This window comes from Flavobacterium olei (genome assembly GCF_039749035.1).
Classification (GTDB): Bacteria; Bacteroidota; Bacteroidia; order Flavobacteriales; family Flavobacteriaceae; genus Flavobacterium; species Flavobacterium olei.
Map to the genome: position 1 here is coordinate 36,274 of NZ_JBDKWC010000008.1, position 24,064 is coordinate 60,337.

Sequence of the window (24,064 nt, forward strand, 5' to 3'; positions counted from 1 at the left end):
AATGAAAAAAATACTATATACAGCAGGATTTGCAGCGATGGTTTTCTTTGCTTCCTGTTCCGATTTTTTAGAAAATGATCCCCGTGGTGTATTATCAGAAAAAGATATTGTTACCCCTGAAAATGTTGAAGGATTTATGAATGCCGCATATGCGCAATTAGGAAATGATCATTATGATTCTCCGTACAGTTTATGGCCGTTTGGAAATGTACGCTCAGATGATGCCTACAAGGGAGGAAGCGGAACAAATGATATTCAGGATTTTCACTTTTTTGAAGTATCAAATAATATCAGACCGGATTTCGGTGAATTAGATTCTTTTTGGTACATCAGCTATGTAGGCGTTTCAAGAGCCAATAAAGCCTTAAAAGCCTTAGAACAACTCTCAGAAGCGGATTATCCCCTAAAAAAAACACGCATGGCTGAAATGCGTTTTTTAAGAGGACATTTTTATTTTATGCTGAAAATCATGTTCAGAAATGTTCCTTATATCACAGAAGATATTCCGATAGAAGATTATAAAACGATTTCAAACAAAGTGCTTTCAAATGAGGAGCTGTGGGATAAAATTGCAGAAGATTTTCAGGCTGCAGCCGATAACTTGCCAGATGCACAGTCGCAGGTGGGGCGTGCCAATAAAAAAGCGGCTTATGCTTATTTAGCAAAAACAAGATTGTATCAGGCCTATACTCAGGATGAAACTTTTAAAGTTACAGGAATCAACCAGCAGCATTTGCAGGAAGTAATCGCTGCAACGGACAAAGTAATTGGAAAAGCATCTTTGGAACCTGATTTTGCCAACAACTTTTTGCCGGGAACTTATGAGAACGGTCCGGAATCTATTTTCTCGATTCAATTTTCTGATAACGATGGAACTTTATACGGAAGATTGAATTTTTCTGATGTGCTTTCTACGCCGCAAGGTTTAGGTTGTTGTGATTTTCATAAACCAAGCCAGAACCTGGTGAATGCTTTTAAAACAGGAGCAAATGGTTTGCCTGAATTCGATACTTACAACAACGAAGATTTTGATTATAAAAATATAGATGCTACTACGGTTGACCCACGATTGTATCATACAGTTGCGATGCCTGGTCTGCCCTATAAATATGATCCGGAATTTCTATATGTTGAAGCTTGGGTACGATCTCCGGGAACTTATGGTTATTATGCCTCTTTAAAAGAAAACGTTGCCCCAAATTGCAGCTGTGTCGTAAATATTGATCCGTTTTACGGAAATTCAAAAAATAGAATTCAGATTCGTTATGCCGATGTGATTTTGATGCGTGCCGAAGCTTTGATTGAACTGGGAAGACAATCTGAAGCTTTGCCGCTGATTAATGAAATCAGAGGAAGAGCAGCACAAAGTACAGGAAGATTGCCTTATGTAAGCAACTTCAAAATTAATACGTATGTTGACGGAAGCAATTGCAACTGGACACAGGATTTCGCCCGCAAAGCTTTACGTTGGGAGCGTCGTTTAGAATTGGCAATGGAAGGAAGCCGATTCTTTGATCTTGTCCGCTGGGGAATTACTGATCAGGTTATGAATGATTTTTATGCAAAAGAAAAAACAAAACGCACGTATTATCAGGATGCCTTTTTTGATGCGCATAAAGAGGAGTATTGCCCAATTCCGTTGAAGCAAATTAATTTCAGTCAGGGATTGTACAAACAAAATCCAGGTTATTAATTTTTAAAGAATCAGCAATATGAAAAAAGCTTTAAATAAATATTGGAACAAAGTGTCTATAGTATTGGTAACGATTTTTATGATTACTGCCTGCGAAAATAGTTTTGAAAATGGCGGGTTTGATGTGAGTTCGCCTTCAAACGTACTTTCATTCAAACTAAACGGAGTTTCAGGAAATATTGATCAGGCGACAGGAAAAATTACAGTAGTGATGCCGTACGGATCAGATATTACAGCTATAAAACCCGAAGTTGCTTTTGAAGAAGGGGCAACATCAAATCCTGAATTGAATATGGCAATGAATTTTACAAATCCGGTAAAATTCAGAGTTATGAATGGGAATCTATACAAAGATTATACGGTAACAACTACAGTTTTAAGTCCCATTAAGAGTTTTACAATTAATGGTGTTGCAGCAACGGTAAACGACATTAGCAAAACAATTAATATGACGCTTCCTGAAAATACGGATTTAAAGTCCCTTAAACCAATTATAGAAACAACAGCCGGAGTTTCTGTTTCGCCTGCTTCAGGTACAACAATCGACTTTACAAATGCAGTCACTTTTGTAATAACATCAAGTGGGAAAAGCGTTAATTATACAGCAAATGTCGGAGTTCCGGTAACAGGACTAACTGTTGCATTTTTGGGAACTGCTGCAACAAGATCCGGAATTACAAATATGGATGAAATAACGGCTGCAAACTGGTTGTTCGATAATTTCCCGGGAGCTAAATATATTTCTTTTGAAAGTATTCAAAACGGTGCTGATTTAAGTGGTATCAATGTGATTTGGTGGCATTTTGATTCGGCGATAAATTTGCCTTCTGTCGCTTATAATCCCGCCGTTACTAATGCATTGAAAAATTTCAGAACAAATGGAGGAAATCTGCTTTTGACTTCTTTCGCTTCGCAGTATGTTGATGCTTTAGGAATTGTTCCGTCAGGAAAAGGGCCTAATAATGTTTTTGGTGATTTTCCTCCAAATGGATTTGTAGACGGAAATTCATGGGGAATGTCATTTGTGGGGCATGAAAGCCATCCAATATTTCAGGGATTAGCGACTTTCGAAACAGGAAAGGCCAATTTATTGCAAAGCGGAACTTTCAGACTAAATCATACCGCATGGTGGTTTTTACCGGAATGGGGCGGGTACAATAATGGAGAAGGGTGGAGAAATCAGACCGGAGGAACCAATCTGGCAAGTGAAGCTTGGGATAACGCTTTGGACGGAAGGGTTGCGATTGCTGAATTTCCAAATACAAGTACCAATAAAAATGTTATTGTAATCTCGATGGGAGCTTACGATTTGTACAATGAAACCAACAGCAGCGGGGTACCGAGTCAGGCAAATGAATTTATTACAAATATCAAACTGCTGACGCAAAACAGTATCAATTATCTAGCGGCAAAATAATCCACTTAGAATTCAATCAAAATGAAATATAGATATATAATCACAATTGCCTCGATTTTCTTTTCACTGATTTCATGCAGTCAGGATGAAAATTATATTGGAGGTTCAATTTCAGGAGGGAATTCTGAAATAACAAATGTTTTCCCGGTTCCCCCTGCGCAATGGATGGGCGCAAACGATCCGTATTACAGCGCGGGTTATACGGGAGATATAATGCCTTTTTTCGACAACGGAAAATTCCATATTTACTTTCTGCATGATGCGCAAAATAAGCCGGCAGGAAAGGGATTTCATGATATTCATGAATATCAGAGCGCAGACCTGGCGCATTTTACGTATGAAGGTCAAACCATTCCTTATGGTACAAGTTTAGATCCGGATTTTGCTATAGGCACAGGATCAGCTGTTAAAGTTGGCAACCTTTATTACTTTTATTATACAGGACACAATGAAACCCCGGCTTTCGTTCAGTCAAATGCCAGAGAAAGTGTTTTATGCGCGACAAGCAGCGATTTGAAAAACTGGAAAAAAGTGCCGACTTTTAAAATTACAGCTCCGGCGAACTATTACAATTATGATTTTAGAGATCCGCATGTCTTTTACAATGACGAATTGAAGAAATATTCGATGTTGGTAAGTACGCAGACAGAACCGGGAAGAAAGGCCGTTTTGCTGCATTTTACAAGTGCTGATCCTGCATCTGGAAAATGGGATGTTCAGGCTCCGATTTACACTACAACTCCTGAAGATAATTATTTGATGATGGAATGTCCGGATATTTTCAAAATGGGAAATTACTGGTATTTGCTATTTTCTGAAAATTGGAGTGGGAATAAAGGAACACACTACAGAATGGCTTCATCTTTAAATGGTCCTTGGACAAAACCTGAAAATGACAGGATTGACGGAGAATATTTTTATGCAGGAAAAACAGCTTCTGACGGAAATAAAAGATATGTTTTTGGATGGAATGCCCGAAAGACGCCTGAGAATGATTTAGGTAATAAAGATTGGGCAGGAAATATGGTAATCCATGAATTGACTCAAAATTCAGATGGAACTTTAGGGACGCAATCACTAAAATCGGTTGCAGCTTTGTTTTCTAAAAAGAACGCAAGAGCTGAAGTTGATGCGGTTTCATCCAATGCATCAGCTAATAACGGAACTTATTCTTTGTCTGGAGATTCAGAAAAAGCAATGGTAACTTTTAAAAGCAATGGAAAAAAAGTCAGAATAAAAGCAGAAGTTACTTTAGTAAAAGCTTCGGGAACAACAGGATTTGTTTTTCATACCAATGATGCAGGAAGCTATTATAAGGTAGTTTTAGATATTGCCAATGGTAAAATAAGCGGTTATAATTCGGCGTCACAAGAAGTAACAAGTTTGCCATTTCCATTTAAGATAAATACAAAATACGATGTTGAAATAATAGCAGAGGGCAGTGTAGTGGCATTTTATATCAACGGAAAAGCTGCGCTGACCAACCGCATTTACGGAAGAGACAAAAACAAATGGGGCTTAATCGCTGAAGGACAAACGACCACAATCTCAAACCTTCAGGTAACACAACCCGAATAAAAACAATAATAAAATAATTTTAGAATGAATAACGGAAAAAGCCTTAAGGCGGTGGCATACGGAGAGGTACTTTGGGATGTTTTTGCCACTGAAAAAAAGATTGGCGGAGCTCCATTGAATGTTGCTTTGCGCATGAAAACATTAGGTTGCGAGGTAGCCATGATTAGCTGTGTAGGAAATGATGAAGACGGAAAAGCAATAAAAAGCCAGGTAAGCAATTTGGGGCTTGAAACAGATACGATTGTAATTTCTGAAGACTTTCCAACCGGCTTGGTTAACGTTACATTAAACGAACGAGGATCGGCAACGTATGAAATCAGTTACCCATCAGCCTGGGATAAAATAGTTTTGAATGATCAGGCTAAAACAACCGTTGCAGCAGCAGATGTATTGATATACGGAAGTTTGGTTTGTCGTGACAATGTTTCAAGAAATGCTTTGGAAGAATTGCTTCAAAATGAGGTATACAAAGTATTTGATGTGAATTTAAGGAAACCGCATTATTCTTATGAAAGCCTGAATCTGCTTATGCAATCGGCGGACTTCATTAAATTTAATGACGAAGAATTACTTGAAATTGCAAAGGCGATGAATTCTCCTTTTGAAAGCCTTGAAGAAAATATGGCTTTCATTGAAGAAAAGACTAAAGCAACAGCAATGTGCGTGACCAAAGGAAAACACGGAGCTTTGCTATTGTGGAAAGGAGAAATTTACGAAAATGGAGGATATCCAGTTAAAGTTGCCGATACAGTTGGCGCGGGAGATTCTTTTCTGGCCGCTTTGATTACTTCATTGTTAAACGCAAAAGATCCACAGGATTCAATTGATTTTGCCTGTGCAGTAGGAGCTCTTGTTGCTGAAGCGCCGGGAGCCAACCCGGAAATTTCGCTTTCTGTAATTGAAGATATGATATTAAAAGTTAAAATTTAATTTTCATGAAACTTAGCATCCAATAATTATCTAAATCAAAATTCTTCTAATTGATTTTTTTAGTAGCACAATGCTAATGTCTTTTTATATGAAATCTAAAATTAAAGATTTTAACTTGGATAAAATTTAAAACATATTTAGAAAATTATTTTAACGAAAGGGGATTTATATAATGCCAGACAGAATACTGATGACGAAAACGTCCCCACGGGTTTACACAATGATTTTTCGTCAAAGAATTGAAGACAAAACCTTGCAGCAATGCGAGGGTTTGTCTTTTATGGTAATAAGTCTTTTAATGCGGATTTTGCATAAAAAAAACGCTAAAACTTACGTTTTAGCGTTTTTTTAAGAGTGACCTCGACTGGATTCAAACCAGTAACCTTCTGAGCCGTAATCAGATGCGCTATTCAGTTGCGCCACGAGGCCTTTTTTGTTTTCGCTAATTTTTTGTAATTTTGTTACTTGCTGTTAGCGGGTGCAAATATAGGCATAAATGTGAGATAAACAAGCAAAAAATAACATAAAAATTAAAAAAAATGAAGATTGAAAATTATGTGCGTGATATTCAGGGATTTCCAAAAGAAGGAATTTTATTTAAAGATATTACTCCTCTGCTAAATGACCCTGAAGCGAGAACAAGCTGCTTAAAAATTTTGGTTGATTCTTTAAAAGATCAAAAAATTGATAAAGTGGTCGGTGCAGAATCACGTGGTTTTTTCTTTGGGATGCTGTTGGCCCAGGAGTTGAATGCAGGATTTGTTCCCGTTCGAAAACCAAAAAAACTTCCTTACGAAATAATTTCGGCTTCTTACGACTTAGAATATGGTTCTGATAGTCTTGAAATGCATACAGATGCAATTAAGAAAGGAGACAAAGTATTAATACACGATGACGTTCTGGCAACAGGCGGAACAGCAAAAGCAGTCTGCGAATTGGTAGAGAAATTAGGTGGCGAAATAGTGCAGTGCAATTTCCTCATGGAACTGACTTTTCTTAACGGAAGAGAAAAAATAAACGAGTATCCGGTATTTGCGGCTATAACTTATTAATTCGGACTCAAAAAAGAAGTCACTTAGGTTATCTGTATTTTGGCTGTTGTTTGATGTGTACTGTTCATATTTAACCGTAAATCCCCATTATTTTCATCTGTATTATAAGCGCAAAGTCCGCAAAGTTGTTTTTCAACTCTGCGGACTTTATTATAATTTTTAGCGGCTTAGCGCTTAAATAAACTTACTATAACAAAAAACTATCTCAAAGTAGCTCCAAGCTCTGTTTCGAAGGTCTGTTGCAGTTTGGACATAATCTTGTCAATTTGAGCGTCGGTTAAAGTTTTAGTATTATCCTGAATAGTAAAACTCAGGGCATACGATTTTTTACCTTCCGGTAATCTATCACCCTGATAAACATCAAATAAATTAATGTCTTTTAAAAGTGATTTTTCGGTTTGCTTAGCCAGATTAAAGATGCTTTCGTAAGTGGTATTCTGATCAATCAATAATGCTAAATCTCTGCGAACTTCGGGATATTTAGGTATTTCTGTGTATTTGATTTTTCCGGTAATGATTTTTAAAACCAAATCCCAGTTGAAATCAGCATAATACACATCCTGCTTAATTCCGAAATGCTTTAAAATAGGTTTTTTAACAACCCCCATTTCAACCAAAATATCATTATTATAAGTGATTGCAGTTCCTTCAGAAAAAATATCAGACTGAACAGGTGCATTCGAAATCTTTTCAATTCCCAAACGGGAAATAATTGCTTTTACATATCCTTTCAATAAAAAGAAATCTGTTGTTTTTTGAGGATTTGCCCAGCTTTCCTTATTTCTGTTTCCTGAAATTAATAGTGAAAGATGTTTGTGCTCTTCATACCCGTTCAAATATTTATGATATGTTTTTCCGAATTCAAATAATTTTAAATCAGAATTTCTTCTGTTGATATTATATGAAACAGCTTCCAGACCCGAAAACAATAAAGATTGACGAAGCGTCGCCAAATCACTGCTCAGAGGATTCAGCATCGAAACATTATGTTCTTCTTTTAAAGAAGTGGATAATTTAGCGTAAGCAGCTGTTGTTAATGAGTTCGCCATCATTTCATGGAATCCCTGAGAATTCAATTGTGAAGCAATTACATTCTGTACTTTATAATCTTCTGTTCTTGGCGAATTGGCAACAGTAGCATTAAATTTCTTAGAGAAATTAATGTTGTTGTACCCATAAACTCGCAGAATTTCTTCTATGACATCAATTTCACGCTGAACATCAACGCGATATGCAGGAATAGTTAAACCTAAACCAGAATCAGAAACACTGTTTACTTTTATGTCCAGAGAAACCAGGATTTTCTTGATCGTATCTTTTGAAATTTCCTGACCAATAATTTTTGATACATGGCTGAAATTTAATAAAACAGAAAAGTCCTCTACTTTTTTAGGATACACCTCAATAACATCAGAAGTAATTTTACCGCCCGCAACTTCCTGAATTAAAAGTGCAGCACGTTTTAATGCATATTCTGTAATTGTTGGATCAATACCTCTCTCAAATCTAAAAGAAGCATCTGTACTTAACTGATGTCTTTTTGCTGTTTTACGAATGCTAACCGGATCAAAATAAGCACTTTCTAAGAAGATAGTTGTAGTTCCTTCTGAAACTCCCGATTTTTTACCTCCAAAAACTCCGGCAATACAAAGCGGACCTTTTTCATCGCAAATCATTAAATCTTCTTTGCTTAAAGTTCTTTCAACATCATCAAGGGTTACAAATTTGGTTCCTTCTTCAACAGTTTTTACAATAACTTTTCCGTTGATTTTTGCCGCATCAAAAGCATGTAGAGGCTGTCCTAATTCGTGTAAAACATAATTAGTTACATCAACAATATTATTTTTCGGAGTTAACCCGATGGCTTTTAAACGATCCTGTAACCAGCCCGGAGACTCGTGTACAGATATTCCTGAAATGGTTACACCGCAATATCTTGGCGCTAAATGAGAATCCTCAACGTTTACATCAATTTTAAGCGTACGCATATCTACTCTGAAATTGCTTACCGAAGGAGTAATCAACTCGACGTTAACGCCACGCTGCAGCATTCCTGCTCTCAGATCACGCGCAGTACCGTAATGACTCATTGCATCAGCACGGTTGGGCGTCAGTCCGATTTCGAAAACCTCATCATTGGCAATTTGAAAAACTTCAGATGCAGGAGTTCCGGGAACTAAATCTTCAGCCAGAATCATAATTCCGTCATGGCTGGTTCCTAAACCTAATTCGTCTTCAGCACAAATCATTCCGTGACTTTCCTGTCCGCGGATCTTTCCTTTTTTAATGGTAAACTCTGCACCGTCTTTATCATATAAAACAGTTCCTATTGTTGCAACTGGTACTTTTTGTCCCGCCGCTACGTTTGCCGCGCCACAGACAATCTGGACAGGAGCTTCCAGACCGATATTAACAGTAGTAACATTTAGTCTGTCGGCATCGGGATGTTTTTCGCACGTCAGAACGTGACCCACGACAACACCTGCCAAACCTCCTTTTATAGCTTCGTATTTTTCGACAACTTCAACTTCTAAACCTAAATCTGTTAGTAATTCAGAAGTCTGCTCAGATGTCCAATCTGTTTTAATAAATTGTTTTAACCAGTTGTAAGATATTTTCATTTTAGATATTTAATTCTTGAATAAGGTTACAAATATAAGGATTGCGCCTTGGAGTAAGAAAAAATTAAGTGGTTTTTTCCAGCTCATTTTTTATGGATTTAAAAGTGATTGTATATCTGTTTTTAAAGATAATTAAATCAGCTCTTCTACATGTTTTTTAATGTTTTCGGAGATTTTTTTTGTTGGAAGATCGTTTTCATCATCACCAAAGGGATCTTCAATTTCCTCTGCAATAAGTTCTAAACTCGCCAGAACATAAAATATAAAAACCACAACCGGAGCAACAAAATACCCAAGACTCACCGAATATCCGAAAGGAAGCGTCATGGTATAAAAGAAAATGAATTTTTTTATAAATGCACTGTAAGAGTAGGGAATGGGCGTATTCTTAATTCGTTCACATGCACCACAAATATCTGTAAAGGCCACCAATTCGTTGTTTAAAGTGATAAGCTGATCTCCGGATATTTTTTTTGCATCATATAAATCATTGATTTTATGATACATAATTCTCTTTAATTGATTGGGTTTGTGTTTATGATGGTCAATTTCTAAGTCAACGTCTTCGAAAAGCTGTTTGCTGGTATCTTCATCTTTTAAATGTTTATGAAGTATATCGGCATACATCGGAATATATTTTCTAAAAAACTTTCGGTCATTTTCATCTTTTAAGATTGCCGAAAGTTTTATCGCAAAATTTCGGCTGTTATTTACAAGTCCGCCCCAAAGTTTGCGGCCTTCCCACCATCTGTCGTACGCAGTATTAGTTCTGAAAACCAACAAAAGAGAAATTACAAAACCAAGCATTCCGTGCATAATAGGAATGTTATGAATGTAATCGTTTTTTCCTATTTTAAAATATTCTACTTCCAGATATCCGACAACGGCAGAGTAAACTGCAATGGCAATCATGATAGAATACAGTTTGCGAACAGTATCTGATTTATGAAAATGAAAAATAAAAGTAAACCATTCTTTGGTATTATAGGATATCATTAAACTTGTTTTTAAAACAAATTTAAATTAAAAATTAATATTTCCCGCTAATTCTTTTAATGCAATTTCAGATAATTTTGCTTCATATTGTGCGTTGCTGTAACGTACTTTGGCGTTTACATAATTTAATTGTGCTGTTCTAAAATCGAGAGTTGTGATGGTTCCTATTTTAAATTTATCCAATGTGATTTGTAGATTTTGTCTCGCGATAGCTTCGTTATCTTCTTCCAAATCAATCAACTCTAAATTTGTTAAATAGGTTTGAAAAGCAGTACTCAACTGTGTGTTAAGAATCGAATTTTGCTGTTCAATAGCAATTTGCGAGTTTTCTATCTGGATTTTTGCTACCTTTTCATTACGATGCTGATTAAAGCCATCAAAAATGTTTACAGATGCATTAAAACCATAATTTAATCCTTTAGAAGATGTTTCACTTGTAAAACCTAAGCTCGACTGACTTTCAGAAAAATTATACCCTGAGGTTAATCTCAAAATAGGATAGCGGTCTGCCTTTATTTGTTTCAGCTGAAGTTCGGCAATTCGTTTATTAATTACCTGTGCTTCTAGGCCAGGGTTTTGTTTTTGAGCCAATTCCATTAAATCAGCCAAAACTAATTTATTATCAACTGTAACCTGGTCCGTGACTTTAAAATCGATTTTTGGATCGCGCGCTAAGTATTGATTCAGTAAAATTTTCGAGTTGGAGTACGATTCTTTTTGTCTCAATAAAGCAACCTGATCCGAATTTAGGTCAACTTGCGCATTTAATACTTCTAATTTTGAAGCTTTTCCAATGCTGAAACGGTTTTTCGCTAAATTCAGTCGTTGATTTGAAATGACAATTGTTGTATCTAAAGCAGCAAGCTGTTGTTGTTGCTGTACCAAATCGTAGTACGCAGAATTTACTTGTCCGATTTTAACCAATATGGTTCTTTTGAGTTCGGCATCGCCAAGTTTTTGCAGTTCTTTTAACTGGTCCAGTCGGGCGAACATTTTCATTCCGTCAAAAACAGTCCATCCTAAACTTACTCCATACGTTAAACTATTGTTTTTGGCGTTATCTAATTTGGTGGTAGTTCCGTCCTGACGGGTTTGGGACGAATTCATAATTCCATTATTATCTACCACATTTGCAGCGGCAGTAGGCAGCATTCCTGCATTCCCGACTGTCACATTTGTTTCTCCAATTTTGGAATTATTTCTTGCTATTTTAATTTCAAAATTATTCTCCAACGCTATTTTCATGGCATCTTCGATAGTAAGAACTTCCTGTGCTTTTGTCTCAAAAATGCAAAAGACTACAATTAGTATAGCGTAATATATTTTTTTGATATTCATATTCTTTTTTTCTTTTCCAAACATCAGATCTTTGACTTCTATTTATTGCTTTCTCTTTCATATTCTTCGATATGATCAAACTCCGGATAGTGTTTTCGGGCTTTAGACCACATCAGATAAATTGCAGGAATTACAAAAAGTGTCAGAGCCAGTGAGAAAATAGTTCCTCCTACGATTACAACTCCCATACCGATTCTACTGGTAGAAGCTGCTCCAAGCGACATTGCGATCGGAAGTGCTCCTAAAGCAATGGCTAAACTGGTCATTAAAATTGGACGTAAACGTGCTTCTGAGGCTTCTAAAATAGCTTCTAATTTTGGTTTTCCCTGTTCTCGCAACTGATTGGCAAATTCGACAATCAAAATACCGTTTTTGGTTACAAGTCCAATCAACATTACCGTTCCAATCTGACTAAATATATTCCATGTCTGGTTGAAAAGCCATAACGAAAATAATGCTCCGGCCACCGCCATAGGAACGGTTAAAATAATAATAAACGGGTCAATAAAACTTTCAAATTGTGCCGCCAAAATCAGGAAAATCAACAATAACGCCAATCCAAAAGCAAAGGAAGTATTTGAGCTGCTTTCTACGAAATCTCTTGATTCTCCACTTAAATCTGTTGTAAAACTTTCGTCCAGAACTTTAGCTTTAATCCGGTTCATTTCTTCAATACCGTCACTAATACTTTTTCGGGGCGCTAAACCTGCAGAAACTGTGGCAGACATATAGCGGTTATTATGATACAATTGCGGCGGATTACTCTGTTCGTAAACCTTTACAACGTTGTCCATCTGAATTAATTCTCCCTTTTTGTTTTTTACAAACATCGATGTAAGATCCAGAGGTTTAGATCTGTCTTTCTGATCAAATTGTCCGATAACCTGATATTGCTTGCCGTTTTTAATGAAATATCCAAAACGCTGTCCGCTTAGCGAAAGCTGTAGTGTCTGCGCAATGTCAATAATCGAAATGCCTAAACTTTCTGCTTTCTCGCGATCAATAGTGACATTAATTTCCGGTTTATTGAATTTTAAATTAACATCGGTAATAGAAAAAACATCGCTTTTGCCCACTTCATCCATAAACAAAGGAATCTTTTCTCTCAATTTATCAAATGTCGGTGCCTGAATAATATATTGAATCGGAAGTCCGCCACGACGGTTTACCGCAATCGTAGGTTGCTGAATTACAGATGTTTTAGCATCCGGGTATTTTTTTGTCCACTTTGATAATTTTTCTGCAATTTCTTTCTGGGATCTTTCTCTTTCCTCCGGATTTTTTAAAGAAAGCCTGATAAAACCCGAATTTGCTGCCGAACCTCCCGAGCCTGGTGCTGTAATAACAAGACTCACTTTTTTCTCGGGAATAGAATCATCAACCAATTGTGATATTTCCTGCATAAAACGATTCGTATATTCATAAGAAGAACCTTCCGGAGTCGTCATACGCATGGTTACAGAGCTACGATCATCGTAAGGCGCAGTCTCTTTAGGCAGAATAGTAAAAAACAGGTAAATCAATCCGAAACAGACAATTAGAATTGGGAAACTAATCCATTTTTTATTCATAAATTTAGAAAGTGCTTCCGCATATCCGCTGTTCATCTTCTCAAAAAATGGTTCTGTTTTAATATAAAATTTCGATTTTTTCTGTTCACCGCCTTTCATTAAATAGGCATTCAGCATCGGCGTTAAAGTCAGCGAAACAAAGGCCGAAATTAAAACAGCCGCCCCAATTACGACACCAAACTCCCTAAACAAACGCCCGACGAAACCTTCTAAGAAAATTACCGGTAAAAACACAGACGCCAACGTTACTGAGATTGAAATAACAGCATAAAATATTTCGTTAGATCCTTTAATTGCCGCTTCAATTGGCGACATTCCTTCTTCTACTTTTTTAAAGATATTTTCGGTTACGACAATTCCGTCATCGACCACTAAACCGGTTGCCAGAACAATAGCCAAAAGTGTTAATACATTTATCGAGAAGCCTAAGAGCCACATTACAAAAAAGGTAGCAATTAACGATACAGGAATATCTATTAAAGGTCTGAAAGCAATTGCCCAGTCCCTGAAAAATAAATAAATGATAATAATTACCAGTACGATAGAAATACCTAAAGTTTCTACAACTTCTAAAACCGATTTCTTTACAAATTGGGTATTGTCAAGAGCGATGTTCAGTTTAATGTCTTTTGGCAGATCATTTTTTAAAGCTTCATACTTTTTATAAAACTCTGATGAAATATCCAGATAGTTAGCTCCCGGCATTGGAACAATTGCCAGACCGATCATCGGGAGACCAGAAGATGTTAAGCCGGTTTCTATATTTTCAGGGCCTAATTCTGCGCCGCCAATATCGCTTAGACGAACAATTTTATCTCCGTCGGTGCGGATGATAATATTATTGAATTCTTCGGGTCTGGATAAATTCCCGATGGTTTTAACAGTTAATTCGGTGTTGTTTCCTGTTAGTTTTCCAGACGGTAGTTCTACATTCTGAGCATTTAGCGCAGTACGGACTTCAGCAACGGTACAGCCATATGCCGCAAGTTTTGCAGGATCGATCCATAATCGCATCGCATAACGTTTTTGTCCCCAAATCTGCACGGCACTTACTCCCGGAATAGTCTCTAACCGCTGCGAAATAACATTTTCTGCGTAATCACTTAATTCCAAAGAACTTCTGGTATCACTTTGAACCGTCATTGAAATAATGGATTCACTATCCGCATCGGCTTTCGAAACAACCGGCGGAGCATCAATATCCTGTGGTAAATTTCTAATGGCCTGAGAAACTTTATCACGCACATCATTTGCAGCTTCTTCCAGATCTTTGTCCAGATTAAATTCTATCGTAATATTACTGCTTCCCTGATTACTGGAGGAGGTAATATTTCGAATTCCGTCTATAGCATTTACAGCTTTCTCCAGAGGTTCTGTAATTTGCGATTCTATAATATCAGAATTTGCACCGGTATAATTCGTGCGGATTGAAACCTGTGCAGGATCGATAGAAGGAAATTCCCTAACTCCCAAAAAAGTATAACCGATAAAACCGAATAATATAATTAACAGATTCAGTACTATGGTTAAAACAGGTCTCTTTATACTTGTAGTTGATAAACTCATATCTATGATTTTAGATTTTAGATGTTTGATTTTAAATTACGGACGTTTGGTCTGAAATCTGAAATCTAAAATCTACCATTATTTTACTTTCACTTTAATTGGCGCTTCGTTCTTTAAAGACATTACGCCACTTGTAATTAAAGTATCTCCGGCTTTTAATCCCGATAAAATTAAAATAGAAGAATCTGTTCTTGTTGTTGCGTCGACCATTACTTCTTTTGCCTTACCATTATTGGCTACAAATACTTTTTTTCCGTCCTGTATAGGTACAATAGCTTGAGAAGGTACTACAATGGCGTCTTTGATAATGTTTAAAGGTAATTTGATGTCTGCAAACGTTCCCGGAAAAAGTTTTCCGTCGTTATTATCTGCAATAGCGCGTATTTGAAGCGTTCGCGTAGCAACGGCAACCTCGGGCTCAATAGCATAAATTTTTGCAGTATACGTTTTATCTGAACCCGAGACTGTAAAATCGATTACAGATCCGGATTTCACCTGCGAGGCATATTTTTCCGGAATAGAAAAGGTGATTTTTAATTTGCCGGTATTTACTAATTTTGCCACGAGAACAGTAGGAGTAATATAAGTCCCGGGAGATATATTTCTTAAACCAATTTTTCCTGAGAAAGGAGCGCGTACGGAAGTTTTAGAAATTTGCGCTCTTATTAATTGACTTTGCGCCTGAGCAGAGGCGTAGTCGGCTGCTGCAATATCTGCTTCTTCCTGACTAATGGCTTCTTTTTCTAATAATAATTTTGCCCTTCTTTTATTTTCTGCTGCCAGACCTTCTTTTGTAGATGCCTGTCTAAGCTGTGCTCTTAATTCAATATCATTTACTTTAAAAAGTACCTGACCTTTAGTTACGTTAGCACCTTCATTAAAAAAAATACCTTCTACAATTCCTGATACTTCACTGTGAATTTCAACTTGTTCATTTGCCTCGATAGATCCCGAAAGAGATAAATTATTGTCAAAAGTCGCTGTTTTTATTACAAGTCCGTTAACAGTTGTGGGAGAATCTTTATCGTTTGATTTTTTAGAATCGTCATTCTTGCTTTTATTAGAAACGATCCTGTAGGCGATAAAACCTCCAACTAAAATAATTAAAAGTGTGTAAATGAGGTGTTTTACTTTCATAAAATTGAGGTAAAATAGAAATTAGGTTTTGTTTTTTAGGTAAGCCTGCAAATTTAACTTTTTGTTGGCAAATCGAATACTGTTGGCTTTTATTTAACACTTGTATGTACAAAGGTTTTTATTAGACTTAAAATGACGTAAAAGGTTTAATTAAATATTAAATTTTGTTCTAATTCAATACTTAAGTTGCCACAACAAACATTCATCTACAATAGTTAATTACCAAAGTATAATGGTGAGTTTTGTTTCTTTCAAGTTTGAAGTTTCAGGTTTCAAGTTTCAGGTTTCAAGTTCCTGATTATAAAATTACTTAATAATCAATATCTCATGTCTTAGTGTCTGTGTCCCTTTGCAACTTTGTCCCTTTGTTCCTTTGTCCCTTCACACCTTATAACCTTCAAAAAAAAAACTCTAACTAATATAATTCCAAATGTTTTTCTTTTTGGTTAATTCGATAAAAATTGACCTTAATACAGCATGTTCGGGTTTTTGAAGAGCAGAGTCTTCTTTTAAAATTTTCATTGCATAATTTCTGGCGAGTGAAAGAATGTCTCTGTCTCTCACAATATCGGCAATTTGAAGGTTTAAAACACCACTTTGCTGGGTCCCCATAAGATCACCGGGACCACGAAGTTTTAAATCGACCTCGGCAATTTCAAAACCATCATTGGTTTGTACCATTGTTTCCATTCTGATTTTACTGTCAGAACTCAATTTATGTCCAGTCATTAAAATACAATAACTTTGTTCGGCTCCACGTCCCACTCGTCCGCGAAGCTGATGCAGCTGAGAAAGTCCAAATCTTTCTGCACTTTCAATAATCATAACACTGGCATTTGGTACGTTGACACCAACTTCAATTACGGTGGTTGCGACCATAATATTTGTTTTTCCTTCAGAAAAACGTTTCATCTCAGCGTCTTTGTCGGCGGGTTTCATTTTTCCATGAAGAATAGAAATCGAATATTGAGGAAGCGGGAAATCACGTGAAATACTCTCGTAACCATCCATTAAATCCTTATAATCCATTTTTTCCGATTCCTGAATGAGCGGATACACAATATAAATCTGTCTTCCTTTTGCAATCTCATCACGAAGAAATTTCCAGACCTTCAAACGATTGGTATCAAAACGATGTACGGTCTGGATCGGTTTTCTTCCCGGAGGCAATTCATCAATTACAGAAATATCCAGATCTCCGTACAAACTCATCGCCAAAGTCCTCGGAATAGGAGTGGCGGTCATGACCAAAACATGGGGCGGAATATCGTTTTTCTTCCATAATTTTGATCGTTGCTCCACACCAAAACGATGCTGTTCATCGATTACCGCTAAGCCTAAATTTTGAAATTGTACTTTATCTTCTAATAAAGCGTGTGTACCAATTAAAATTTTAAGTTCGCCGCTTTCCAGTTCTTCATGAATAATTTTACGCTGAGAAGTTTTGGTTGAACCTGTTAAAATTTTAATATTGATATTTAAAGTTGCGGCAAATTCAGATAAACCAATAAAATGCTGATTGGCCAAAATTTCTGTCGGGGCCATCAAACAAGCCTGAAAACCATTGTCAATCGCCAAAAGAATACTCATAAAAGCAACAATCGTTTTTCCGGAGCCCACGTCTCCCTGGAGCAGACGATTCATCTGGGCATTACTTCCCATGTCTGTCCTAATTTCTTTGACTACTCTTTTTTGTGCATTTGTTAAATCGAAAGGCAAATGATTCTGGTAAAAATCATTAAAAAGTTCACCCACTTTTGTAAACGGATGCCCTTTAATTTTGTGCTTCCGAATTAAATTTTTGGTTATTAACTGAAGTTGAATAAAAAACAATTCTTCAAATTTTAATCTGAATTGTGCCTTTGCTAAAATATCAGCACTTTTAGGGAAATGAATATTAAATAAAGCCGCACGTTTGGGAATGAGTTTTAATTCTTCAATTAAAAATGGCGGAAAAGTTTCTGTAAATAAAGCCTGAGTTTCCAAAAAAAGCTGCTCCATCAGCTTATTAATAGTGCGGTTGGAAATGCCTTTATTAGAAAGTGCTTCCGTTGAAGGATAAACGGGCTGCATTGCCGATCTGAGACTTTTTTCGTGCTCGCTAAGTAATTCAATTTCTGGATGAGCCATGCTGAACTGGCTTCCGTAAAGGGAACATTTTCCAAAAATTACGATTGGCTCATTTAATTTTAAACTTTCGCGAATCCATTTCTGACCCTGAAACCAGTTCAGTTCAATTTGCCCGGTTTCATCTACAAAAGAGGCAACAAGACGCTTTTTATTCTTTGCAAATTCAACCGTCTTGATATGAATAATTTTTCCAATGATTTGAACTTCAGAACCTGTATTCTGTAGTTCATTAATTTTGTAATATCGGGTCCGGTCAATATATCTGTTCGGAAAAAAATTAACCAAATCTCCATATTTATGAATACCCAATTCCTTCCGAAGCAACTGACCACGACTTGGGCCAACACCTTTCAGGTATTCTATAGGAGTTTCAAGAAGATTTACAGACATTAATTGTAAAGTTTTTAATTGGCAATTTTATATTTTGAAGACTGATTTGGAATTTTAAATTGAAAATAAATTTAAAAAGCGAAGATAGATTTTAATTGGGAAATTTGAAAATGTTCGACCTTATTCATGTTTTTGAATGTTAATTATTACCTAATATTTTTATTTGATTTAATGGATAGCATGAAATACTTTAACAGAATAATGTAAGATTTTAACTTTATGTATTAATTATTTTTACATACAATAAATTTCAATTTATGACGTTTGTAAAATATAGTTATGTCTGAAACACAAACCATTTTAGAAATCATGACGTATATAAAATTATAACCAGCCAAAACCTACCGAAATGAAAAAAATAGGTATATTACTTATTCTAATTATAACATTAGTTTCTTGCTCCAGCGATGAAGCGGTGGCAACTGGCGATGTGGATTATTTTGGAAACTGGGAACTCACAAAAATGTCATCTGCTTTTACACCGGCAATCAGTTTTTCTAATGCATTGGAATGGAAGGAATCGTATGATTTTAATGAAAACGGAACCTTCACTAAAACGCGATTAAGAGACAATAAATCGATTACAGTATCTGGTACTTATGTGGTTACAAAGACACCAAATGAGATACAGTTCGAACTGACTTACGAAAAAGATAACGACATTATCGGCAGTTGTTCTGCTGAGCCAAAAGAAATATTGTTCATCAACTCATCAAAAAAACTATTCAGTACCTGGCAAAATTGCGACGGACCGGATTTAGAGTACGAGAAAGTTAAATAAATTTCTACATTTGTAAAATATAAGGGCATTCATTTTTGGATGCTCTTTTTATTTTTTTAAATACTCAAAAAAATGGCAACACATTTAGCTCTTTTACGCGGAATCAATGTTTCAGGACATAATATGATGAAAATGGAAGCATTAAAGACGATGCTTGAGAGTCTGGGTTTTCAAAACATCAGAACCTATTTACAATCTGGAAATGTGTTTGTTGATAGTGATGAAGAGGCATCAAAAGTTGGATTTACGATCAAACAGGAAATTTTTAAAGTTTTCGGGCACGAAGTTCCGGTTGTAATGATTACAAAAGAAGATCTGGAATCTTGTTTCTCCAATAATCCATTTCTGAAGGGAAAAGATATTGATACTAAGAAACTTTATGTGGCATTTATTTCAACGAAATTGAAAAAAGAAAACATTAATGACTTAAAAATCAGCCAGTTTAAACCGGATGAAGCCAGCATTGATGAAAACAGAATTTTTATAAAGTATGATGTTGGTGCCGGTAAAACGCGTTTTGACCAAAAATATATCGAGAAAAAGTTAAATGTGACCGCTACGATTCGAAACTGGAATACAGTAACGAATTTACTTAAAATGTATTCTGAGTAATTCTAAAAGAGTTGTTGTTGCAACATAGCATTTATAAACTATTAAATGTTGAACAAAGAATAGTCTTATTATTTAAAGCATGATTTTTTGTCAGCACAATAATTTCCAAAGAAATATTTATTTTTTAATTAAGTCACAATACCAAAAACCAAAATCGAAAGCGGTATCATCGTTTGTATCGCAGGCTGTATTCGTTGTTTCCTGTTTTGCGGGTTTTTCATATTTGCGGTACACAATCTCACCAATTTCAAAATCAACTGGATTAGAGAAAATTGGTCCGTCAAAAGTAAAGGTGTGAAATTCACCGTTTTCACCACAAACATCTACATTTTTTGGTAAATCATTTATAAAATCCTGATCGATTATTCTGCCAACAAAACTTTTGTCCAGATATTTTTCGTTTACACAAACTACTATTGTCTTAAAACCCAGTGAAATAAATTCCTGAATTAAATTCTTAGTTGGAATTTTCCAAAGAGGAAAAACACCTTTCAAACCGATTTTTTCTAATTGATTTTCGCGATACACACGTAAGTCTTCCAGAAAAATATCTCCAAATATAGAATGGGTGATGCCGTGTTGTTTAATTTCCAGTAAAGTTTCGGTCATTACTTTCTCGTAAATTTCCATTGTAGGCATTTCAGGAACTTCCAGGACTTTTAATGGTATTCCGATGTTTTTTGCCTGTTCCTGTAAGAGATCCACACGAATTCCGTGCATCGAAATTCGTTGATATTCTTTGTTTACACTGGTGAGTAAACATTCAATTTCATAATCTGTATTTTGAAGGATTTTATACAAGGCCAGAGCAGAATCTTTTCCGCTGCTCCAGTTAAAAATGGCTTTTCGAAGTTCAGGCACTATGATGTGGTTTTATGATGTAAACTTACAAATTTCATTCTATTTGTTAATGAAAGGTTTGTAACTTTGGGATTTTCGATTTCAAATTCATTTCAATGAAATATATCTTTTTATTATTCACCGGTTTTCTTTTTGCTCAGCAAACGCAGTATGTAGATTTTAAATCGGTTTCAGCCCAATTATCTTTAAATCCGAAGGAAAAAACAGTTTCCGGAGCTGTCGATTTTCAATTTGAGGTTTTAAAAGAATGTGATACCATTTCGCTTGACGCTAAAAACATGGAATTTTCGAATGTAAAAATCAATGAAAAAGAAATCATTTTTATTAATACGACAAAACAGTTACAACTGGTTTTTCCATTTAAAAAAGGCGAAAATCATTTAACGTTTAATTACTCCGCAAAACCAAAACAAGCCTTGTATTTTGTAGATATCGAAAATGATGAAGTACAAATCTGGACACAAGGGCAGGGAAGATATACCAGCAACTGGTTCCCAAGTTTTGATGATGTCAATGAGAAACTCGTTTTTAACCTTGGAATTTCTTTTGATAAAAAGTATCAGGTCATTTCTAACGGACTTTTAAAGCAAAAAACAACAAATGGAGATGTAAATCACTGGCAGTTTCAAATGGAAAAGCCAATGAGTTCTTATTTATTAATGATCGCAATTGGAAAATTTGATAAAAAAGAATTTAAATCAAAGAGTAAAATTCCCTTAGAATATTATTATGAACCTAAAGATTCAGCTCGTTTTGAGTCAACCTATCGTTACTCGAAACGTATTTTTGATTTTCTGGAGAAAGAAATCGGTGTAAAATACCCGTGGCAGATTAACAGACAAATTCCGGTAAGGGATTTTCTATATGCCGGAATGGAAAATACCACTTCAACGCTTTTTGCGACCCGTTATGTAGTTGATTCTACGGGTTTTTGTGATCGAAATTATACAAATGTAGATGCGCACGAGCTGGCGCACCATTGGTTTGGAGATTTAATTACAGCTGAAAGCAGCACGCACCATTGGCTTCACGAAGGATTCGCCACTTACTTTGCCCTGCTTGCAGAAAAAGATATCTACGGAGAAGATTATTTTTATACTAAATTATACGATACGGCCCAGCAAATAAAGTTTGCATCCAGAACAGATACTATTCCTGTTTTGAATGCTAAAGCCAGTTCGCTCACTTTTTATGAAAAAGGAGCGTGGGCATTATTTGTTTTGCATCAATCTATTGGAGAAAAAGCATTTAAAAAAGCAATTAAAAGTTATTTAAATAAATATTCCTATCAGACTGTAACTACACAGAATTTCTTTGATGAAATTAAAAAAGTAGCCAATTTTGATTTGGATAAATTCCAAAAAACCTGGCTAGAATCTACTGTTTTTGATACACCTACTGCAAACGCCTTGTTGAGCCAGAACAAAACAATTCAGAAACGACTGGAAATTGATAAACTGAAAAAGAATCCGTTGGCGGAAAAAAAAGATATTTTTAAAAATGTTCTGGAATCAGATATTTATGAGTCTGTAAAAGTTGCAGTTACAGATCAGTTAGAGAACGAAAAATACGAAGATAAGAAGTCGCTTTTACTTTTGGCAATGCAGACTAATAATATTAAAGTGAGACAAAATATTGCGGAAACTATGACTAAAATTCCGGAAGATTTTAGACCGGATTACGAATCGCTTTTGGATGATAAATCATATCAGACACAGGAGACAGCACTTTATTGGCTATGGCGAAATTTTCCCAATCGCAGAACAGCTTATCTGGATAAATCTAAGACATGGATTGGTTTTAATGATTATAACCTCAGAACTTTGTGGCTTTCTTTAGCGCTTTCCACTACTGGTTACAGTAATGATCCCGAAGCTTTAATTACAGAATTAATTGCTTTTTCGTCAACAAAATATGAAGCTACGACAAGACAAAATGCTTTGCAAAAACTAATTGCTTTTAAAATTATTAACGATCAGGTGCTCAGTAATTTAGTTGGAGCAACTACACATCATATGTGGCAGTTTTCTAAATTCGGAAGAGACACCATCAGGCTTTTACTAAAAAATACCGAAATGCGCGCTTCATTTACTAGAATTTTACCTAATTTGACCTCCGATGAACAGTTTCAATTGAATCGTTTGTTGAAAGAGTGATTTTTATAAAAGAATATAGAAAAAAGAATATAGAAAATAGATTTTAGAAGCAAGAGGAAAGAAGATAGAAGAAAAGAATATAGATTTTAGAAGAAAGATGAAAGAAGAAAGAAACAAGATTTTATATGTAAGATAATATGCGCGCTGTAGAAAAAGATATTTAAAAGATAAGAAGATTCATAAAAGTACAATCTGTTTTCTTGTCTCTTGCTTCTTGCTTCTTGCTTCTTTTCTCTTACCTCTTGCTTCTTTTCTCCAACACCTAAAATTTAACCCCATAATACCCAAAAACAAAACCTACATTACCATTTATGAGAGCATTAGTTATTTCTGGCGGCGGGAGTAAAGGCGCGTTTGCCGGCGGTGTCGCACAATATTTAATAGAAGAGAAAAAACAGAAGTACGATTTGTTTTTAGGAACGTCGACAGGAAGTTTACTTATTCCGCATTTAGCTCTTGGACACATCCAGAAAATTCATTCGGTTTATACCAACGTAACCATGTCAAGTATTTTTAATATTTGTCCGTTTGTGGTTAAAAATAAAGATGGAGTAGATATAGTGACCATCAATCACTTTAATGTAATGCGTCAGTTTTTTAAAGGAAAACGAACATTCGGCGAAAGTAAAGGTTTGAAGAAATATATTAAGAATAACTTTTCGCTATCTGATTTTAATCAGCTGAAAAAGTTAAAAACAGATGTTGTGGTAACGGTTACTAATTTTACAAAAAACGAATCAGAATATAAATCGGTTAAAGACTGCACGTATGAAGAATTTTGTGAGTGGTCCTGGATCTCCAGTAATTATGTTCCGTTTATGAGTCTGGTCGAAAAAAACAATTGCGAATATGGCGATGGCGGATTTTCGAGTCTGGTTCCTATTCGGGAAGCCATCAATCGCGGAGCAACCGAAATAGATGTCATTATACTGGAAACAGAAGTAAATACTTCTAAAACGGTTATTGGTAAAAATCCGTTTTCGTTAATGATCGATTTGTTCCGAATTGCTCTGGATCAGGTAGAAAAACATGATATTGCTATAGGAAAACTTATGGCAAATAATAAAAATGTAAAACTTAATTTATATTATACTCCCATAAAACTCACTGATAATGCGCTTATATTTAATAAAACCGTTATGAAAGACTGGTGGGAGCAAGGCTACGAATATGCTCAGAATAAATCTGAGGTTATGAGCGATAATAAGATTTTGATTTAGTTTTAGATTTTAGAT

16 protein-coding genes and 1 tRNA gene are annotated in these 24,064 nt (G+C 35.6%); 9 read left to right on the forward strand and 8 right to left on the reverse strand.

All coding sequences use genetic code 11. The features are described 5' to 3' along the window. Position 1 precedes the first annotated feature (1 nt). The 4 genes from ABEB31_RS19720 to ABEB31_RS19735 are packed head-to-tail and all read left to right on the forward strand — an operon-like array spanning position 2 to position 5,618. Positions 2-1,693 carry a RagB/SusD family nutrient uptake outer membrane protein gene (locus ABEB31_RS19720; RefSeq protein WP_347053379.1) on the forward strand — a complete coding sequence of 564 codons (1,692 nt, stop codon included), beginning with the start codon at positions 2-4 and terminating at the stop codon, positions 1,691-1,693. A gap of 19 nt (positions 1,694-1,712) precedes the next feature. Next, positions 1,713-3,110 (forward strand): DUF4960 domain-containing protein, encoded by a 1,398-nt coding sequence (locus ABEB31_RS19725; protein ID WP_347053380.1) that lies wholly within the window; start codon positions 1,713-1,715, stop codon positions 3,108-3,110. A gap of 21 nt (positions 3,111-3,131) precedes the next feature. Next, positions 3,132-4,688, forward strand: coding sequence for a glycoside hydrolase domain-containing protein (locus tag ABEB31_RS19730; RefSeq protein WP_347053381.1), 1,557 nt, complete (start codon positions 3,132-3,134; stop codon positions 4,686-4,688). 24 nt (positions 4,689-4,712) lie between these two features. Next, positions 4,713-5,618 (forward strand): carbohydrate kinase family protein, encoded by a 906-nt coding sequence (locus ABEB31_RS19735; protein WP_347053382.1) that lies wholly within the window; start codon positions 4,713-4,715, stop codon positions 5,616-5,618. Positions 5,619-5,973: 355 nt separating this feature from the next. Here ABEB31_RS19735 and ABEB31_RS19740 read toward each other — a convergent pair. Then, positions 5,974-6,047 (reverse strand) — tRNA-Arg (locus ABEB31_RS19740). 110 nt (positions 6,048-6,157) lie between these two features. Between ABEB31_RS19740 and ABEB31_RS19745 the strand changes: the two genes are divergently transcribed. Next, the gene (locus ABEB31_RS19745) at positions 6,158-6,670 is read left to right on the forward strand and encodes an adenine phosphoribosyltransferase (protein WP_347053383.1); all 513 of its coding nucleotides are present in this window, start codon (positions 6,158-6,160) and stop codon (positions 6,668-6,670) included. A gap of 200 nt (positions 6,671-6,870) precedes the next feature. Here the strand turns inward: ABEB31_RS19745 and pheT are convergent, their stop codons facing one another. The 6 genes from pheT to recG all read right to left on the reverse strand — a co-directional run bounded on the left by pheT (position 6,871) and on the right by recG (position 18,419). Next, the gene (gene pheT / locus ABEB31_RS19750; RefSeq protein ID WP_347053384.1) at positions 6,871-9,291 is read right to left on the reverse strand and encodes a phenylalanine--tRNA ligase subunit beta; all 2,421 of its coding nucleotides are present in this window, start codon (positions 9,289-9,291) and stop codon (positions 6,871-6,873) included. Between the two features lie 132 nt (positions 9,292-9,423). Beyond that, positions 9,424-10,287: a bestrophin family protein gene (locus ABEB31_RS19755; RefSeq protein ID WP_347053385.1), complete on the reverse strand. Its 864-nt coding sequence runs from the start codon at positions 10,285-10,287 to the stop codon at positions 9,424-9,426. A 27-nt stretch (positions 10,288-10,314) separates the two neighbouring features. Continuing rightward, positions 10,315-11,625, reverse strand: coding sequence for a TolC family protein (locus ABEB31_RS19760; protein WP_347053386.1), 1,311 nt, complete (start codon positions 11,623-11,625; stop codon positions 10,315-10,317). Positions 11,626-11,663: 38 nt separating this feature from the next. Continuing rightward, complete coding sequence (locus tag ABEB31_RS19765; protein WP_347053387.1) at positions 11,664-14,762, reverse strand: efflux RND transporter permease subunit; 3,099 nt, start codon at positions 14,760-14,762, stop codon at positions 11,664-11,666. A 78-nt stretch (positions 14,763-14,840) separates the two neighbouring features. Next, positions 14,841-15,899 carry an efflux RND transporter periplasmic adaptor subunit gene (locus ABEB31_RS19770; RefSeq protein WP_347053388.1) on the reverse strand — a complete coding sequence of 353 codons (1,059 nt, stop codon included), beginning with the start codon at positions 15,897-15,899 and terminating at the stop codon, positions 14,841-14,843. Positions 15,900-16,310: 411 nt separating this feature from the next. Continuing rightward, entirely contained in the window at positions 16,311-18,419 is a 2,109-nt protein-coding gene (recG, locus tag ABEB31_RS19775) for an ATP-dependent DNA helicase RecG (protein WP_347053389.1), read from the reverse strand. Positions 18,420-18,768: 349 nt separating this feature from the next. On the opposite strand from recG, the gene ABEB31_RS19780 reads away from it, so the two are divergent. Together ABEB31_RS19780 and ABEB31_RS19785 are read left to right on the forward strand one after the other, a co-directional pair. After that, complete coding sequence (locus ABEB31_RS19780) at positions 18,769-19,200, forward strand: hypothetical protein (protein WP_347053390.1); 432 nt, start codon at positions 18,769-18,771, stop codon at positions 19,198-19,200. A gap of 72 nt (positions 19,201-19,272) precedes the next feature. Beyond that, a complete protein-coding gene (locus ABEB31_RS19785; RefSeq protein ID WP_347053391.1) occupies positions 19,273-19,812 on the forward strand; it encodes a DUF1697 domain-containing protein in 540 nt (179 codons plus the stop codon). 117 nt (positions 19,813-19,929) lie between these two features. On the opposite strand, the gene ABEB31_RS19790 is transcribed toward ABEB31_RS19785, so the two are convergent. Continuing rightward, the gene (locus tag ABEB31_RS19790; RefSeq protein WP_347053392.1) at positions 19,930-20,673 is read right to left on the reverse strand and encodes a Dph6-related ATP pyrophosphatase; all 744 of its coding nucleotides are present in this window, start codon (positions 20,671-20,673) and stop codon (positions 19,930-19,932) included. Between the two features lie 95 nt (positions 20,674-20,768). Between ABEB31_RS19790 and ABEB31_RS19795 the strand changes: the two genes are divergently transcribed. Together ABEB31_RS19795 and ABEB31_RS19800 are read left to right on the forward strand one after the other, a co-directional pair. Beyond that, positions 20,769-22,829: a M1 family metallopeptidase gene (locus tag ABEB31_RS19795; RefSeq protein ID WP_347053393.1), complete on the forward strand. Its 2,061-nt coding sequence runs from the start codon at positions 20,769-20,771 to the stop codon at positions 22,827-22,829. A 311-nt stretch (positions 22,830-23,140) separates the two neighbouring features. Beyond that, positions 23,141-24,049, forward strand: a complete 909-nt coding sequence (locus ABEB31_RS19800) for a patatin-like phospholipase family protein (protein ID WP_347053394.1) — start codon at positions 23,141-23,143, stop codon at positions 24,047-24,049. Positions 24,050-24,064 lie beyond the last annotated feature (15 nt).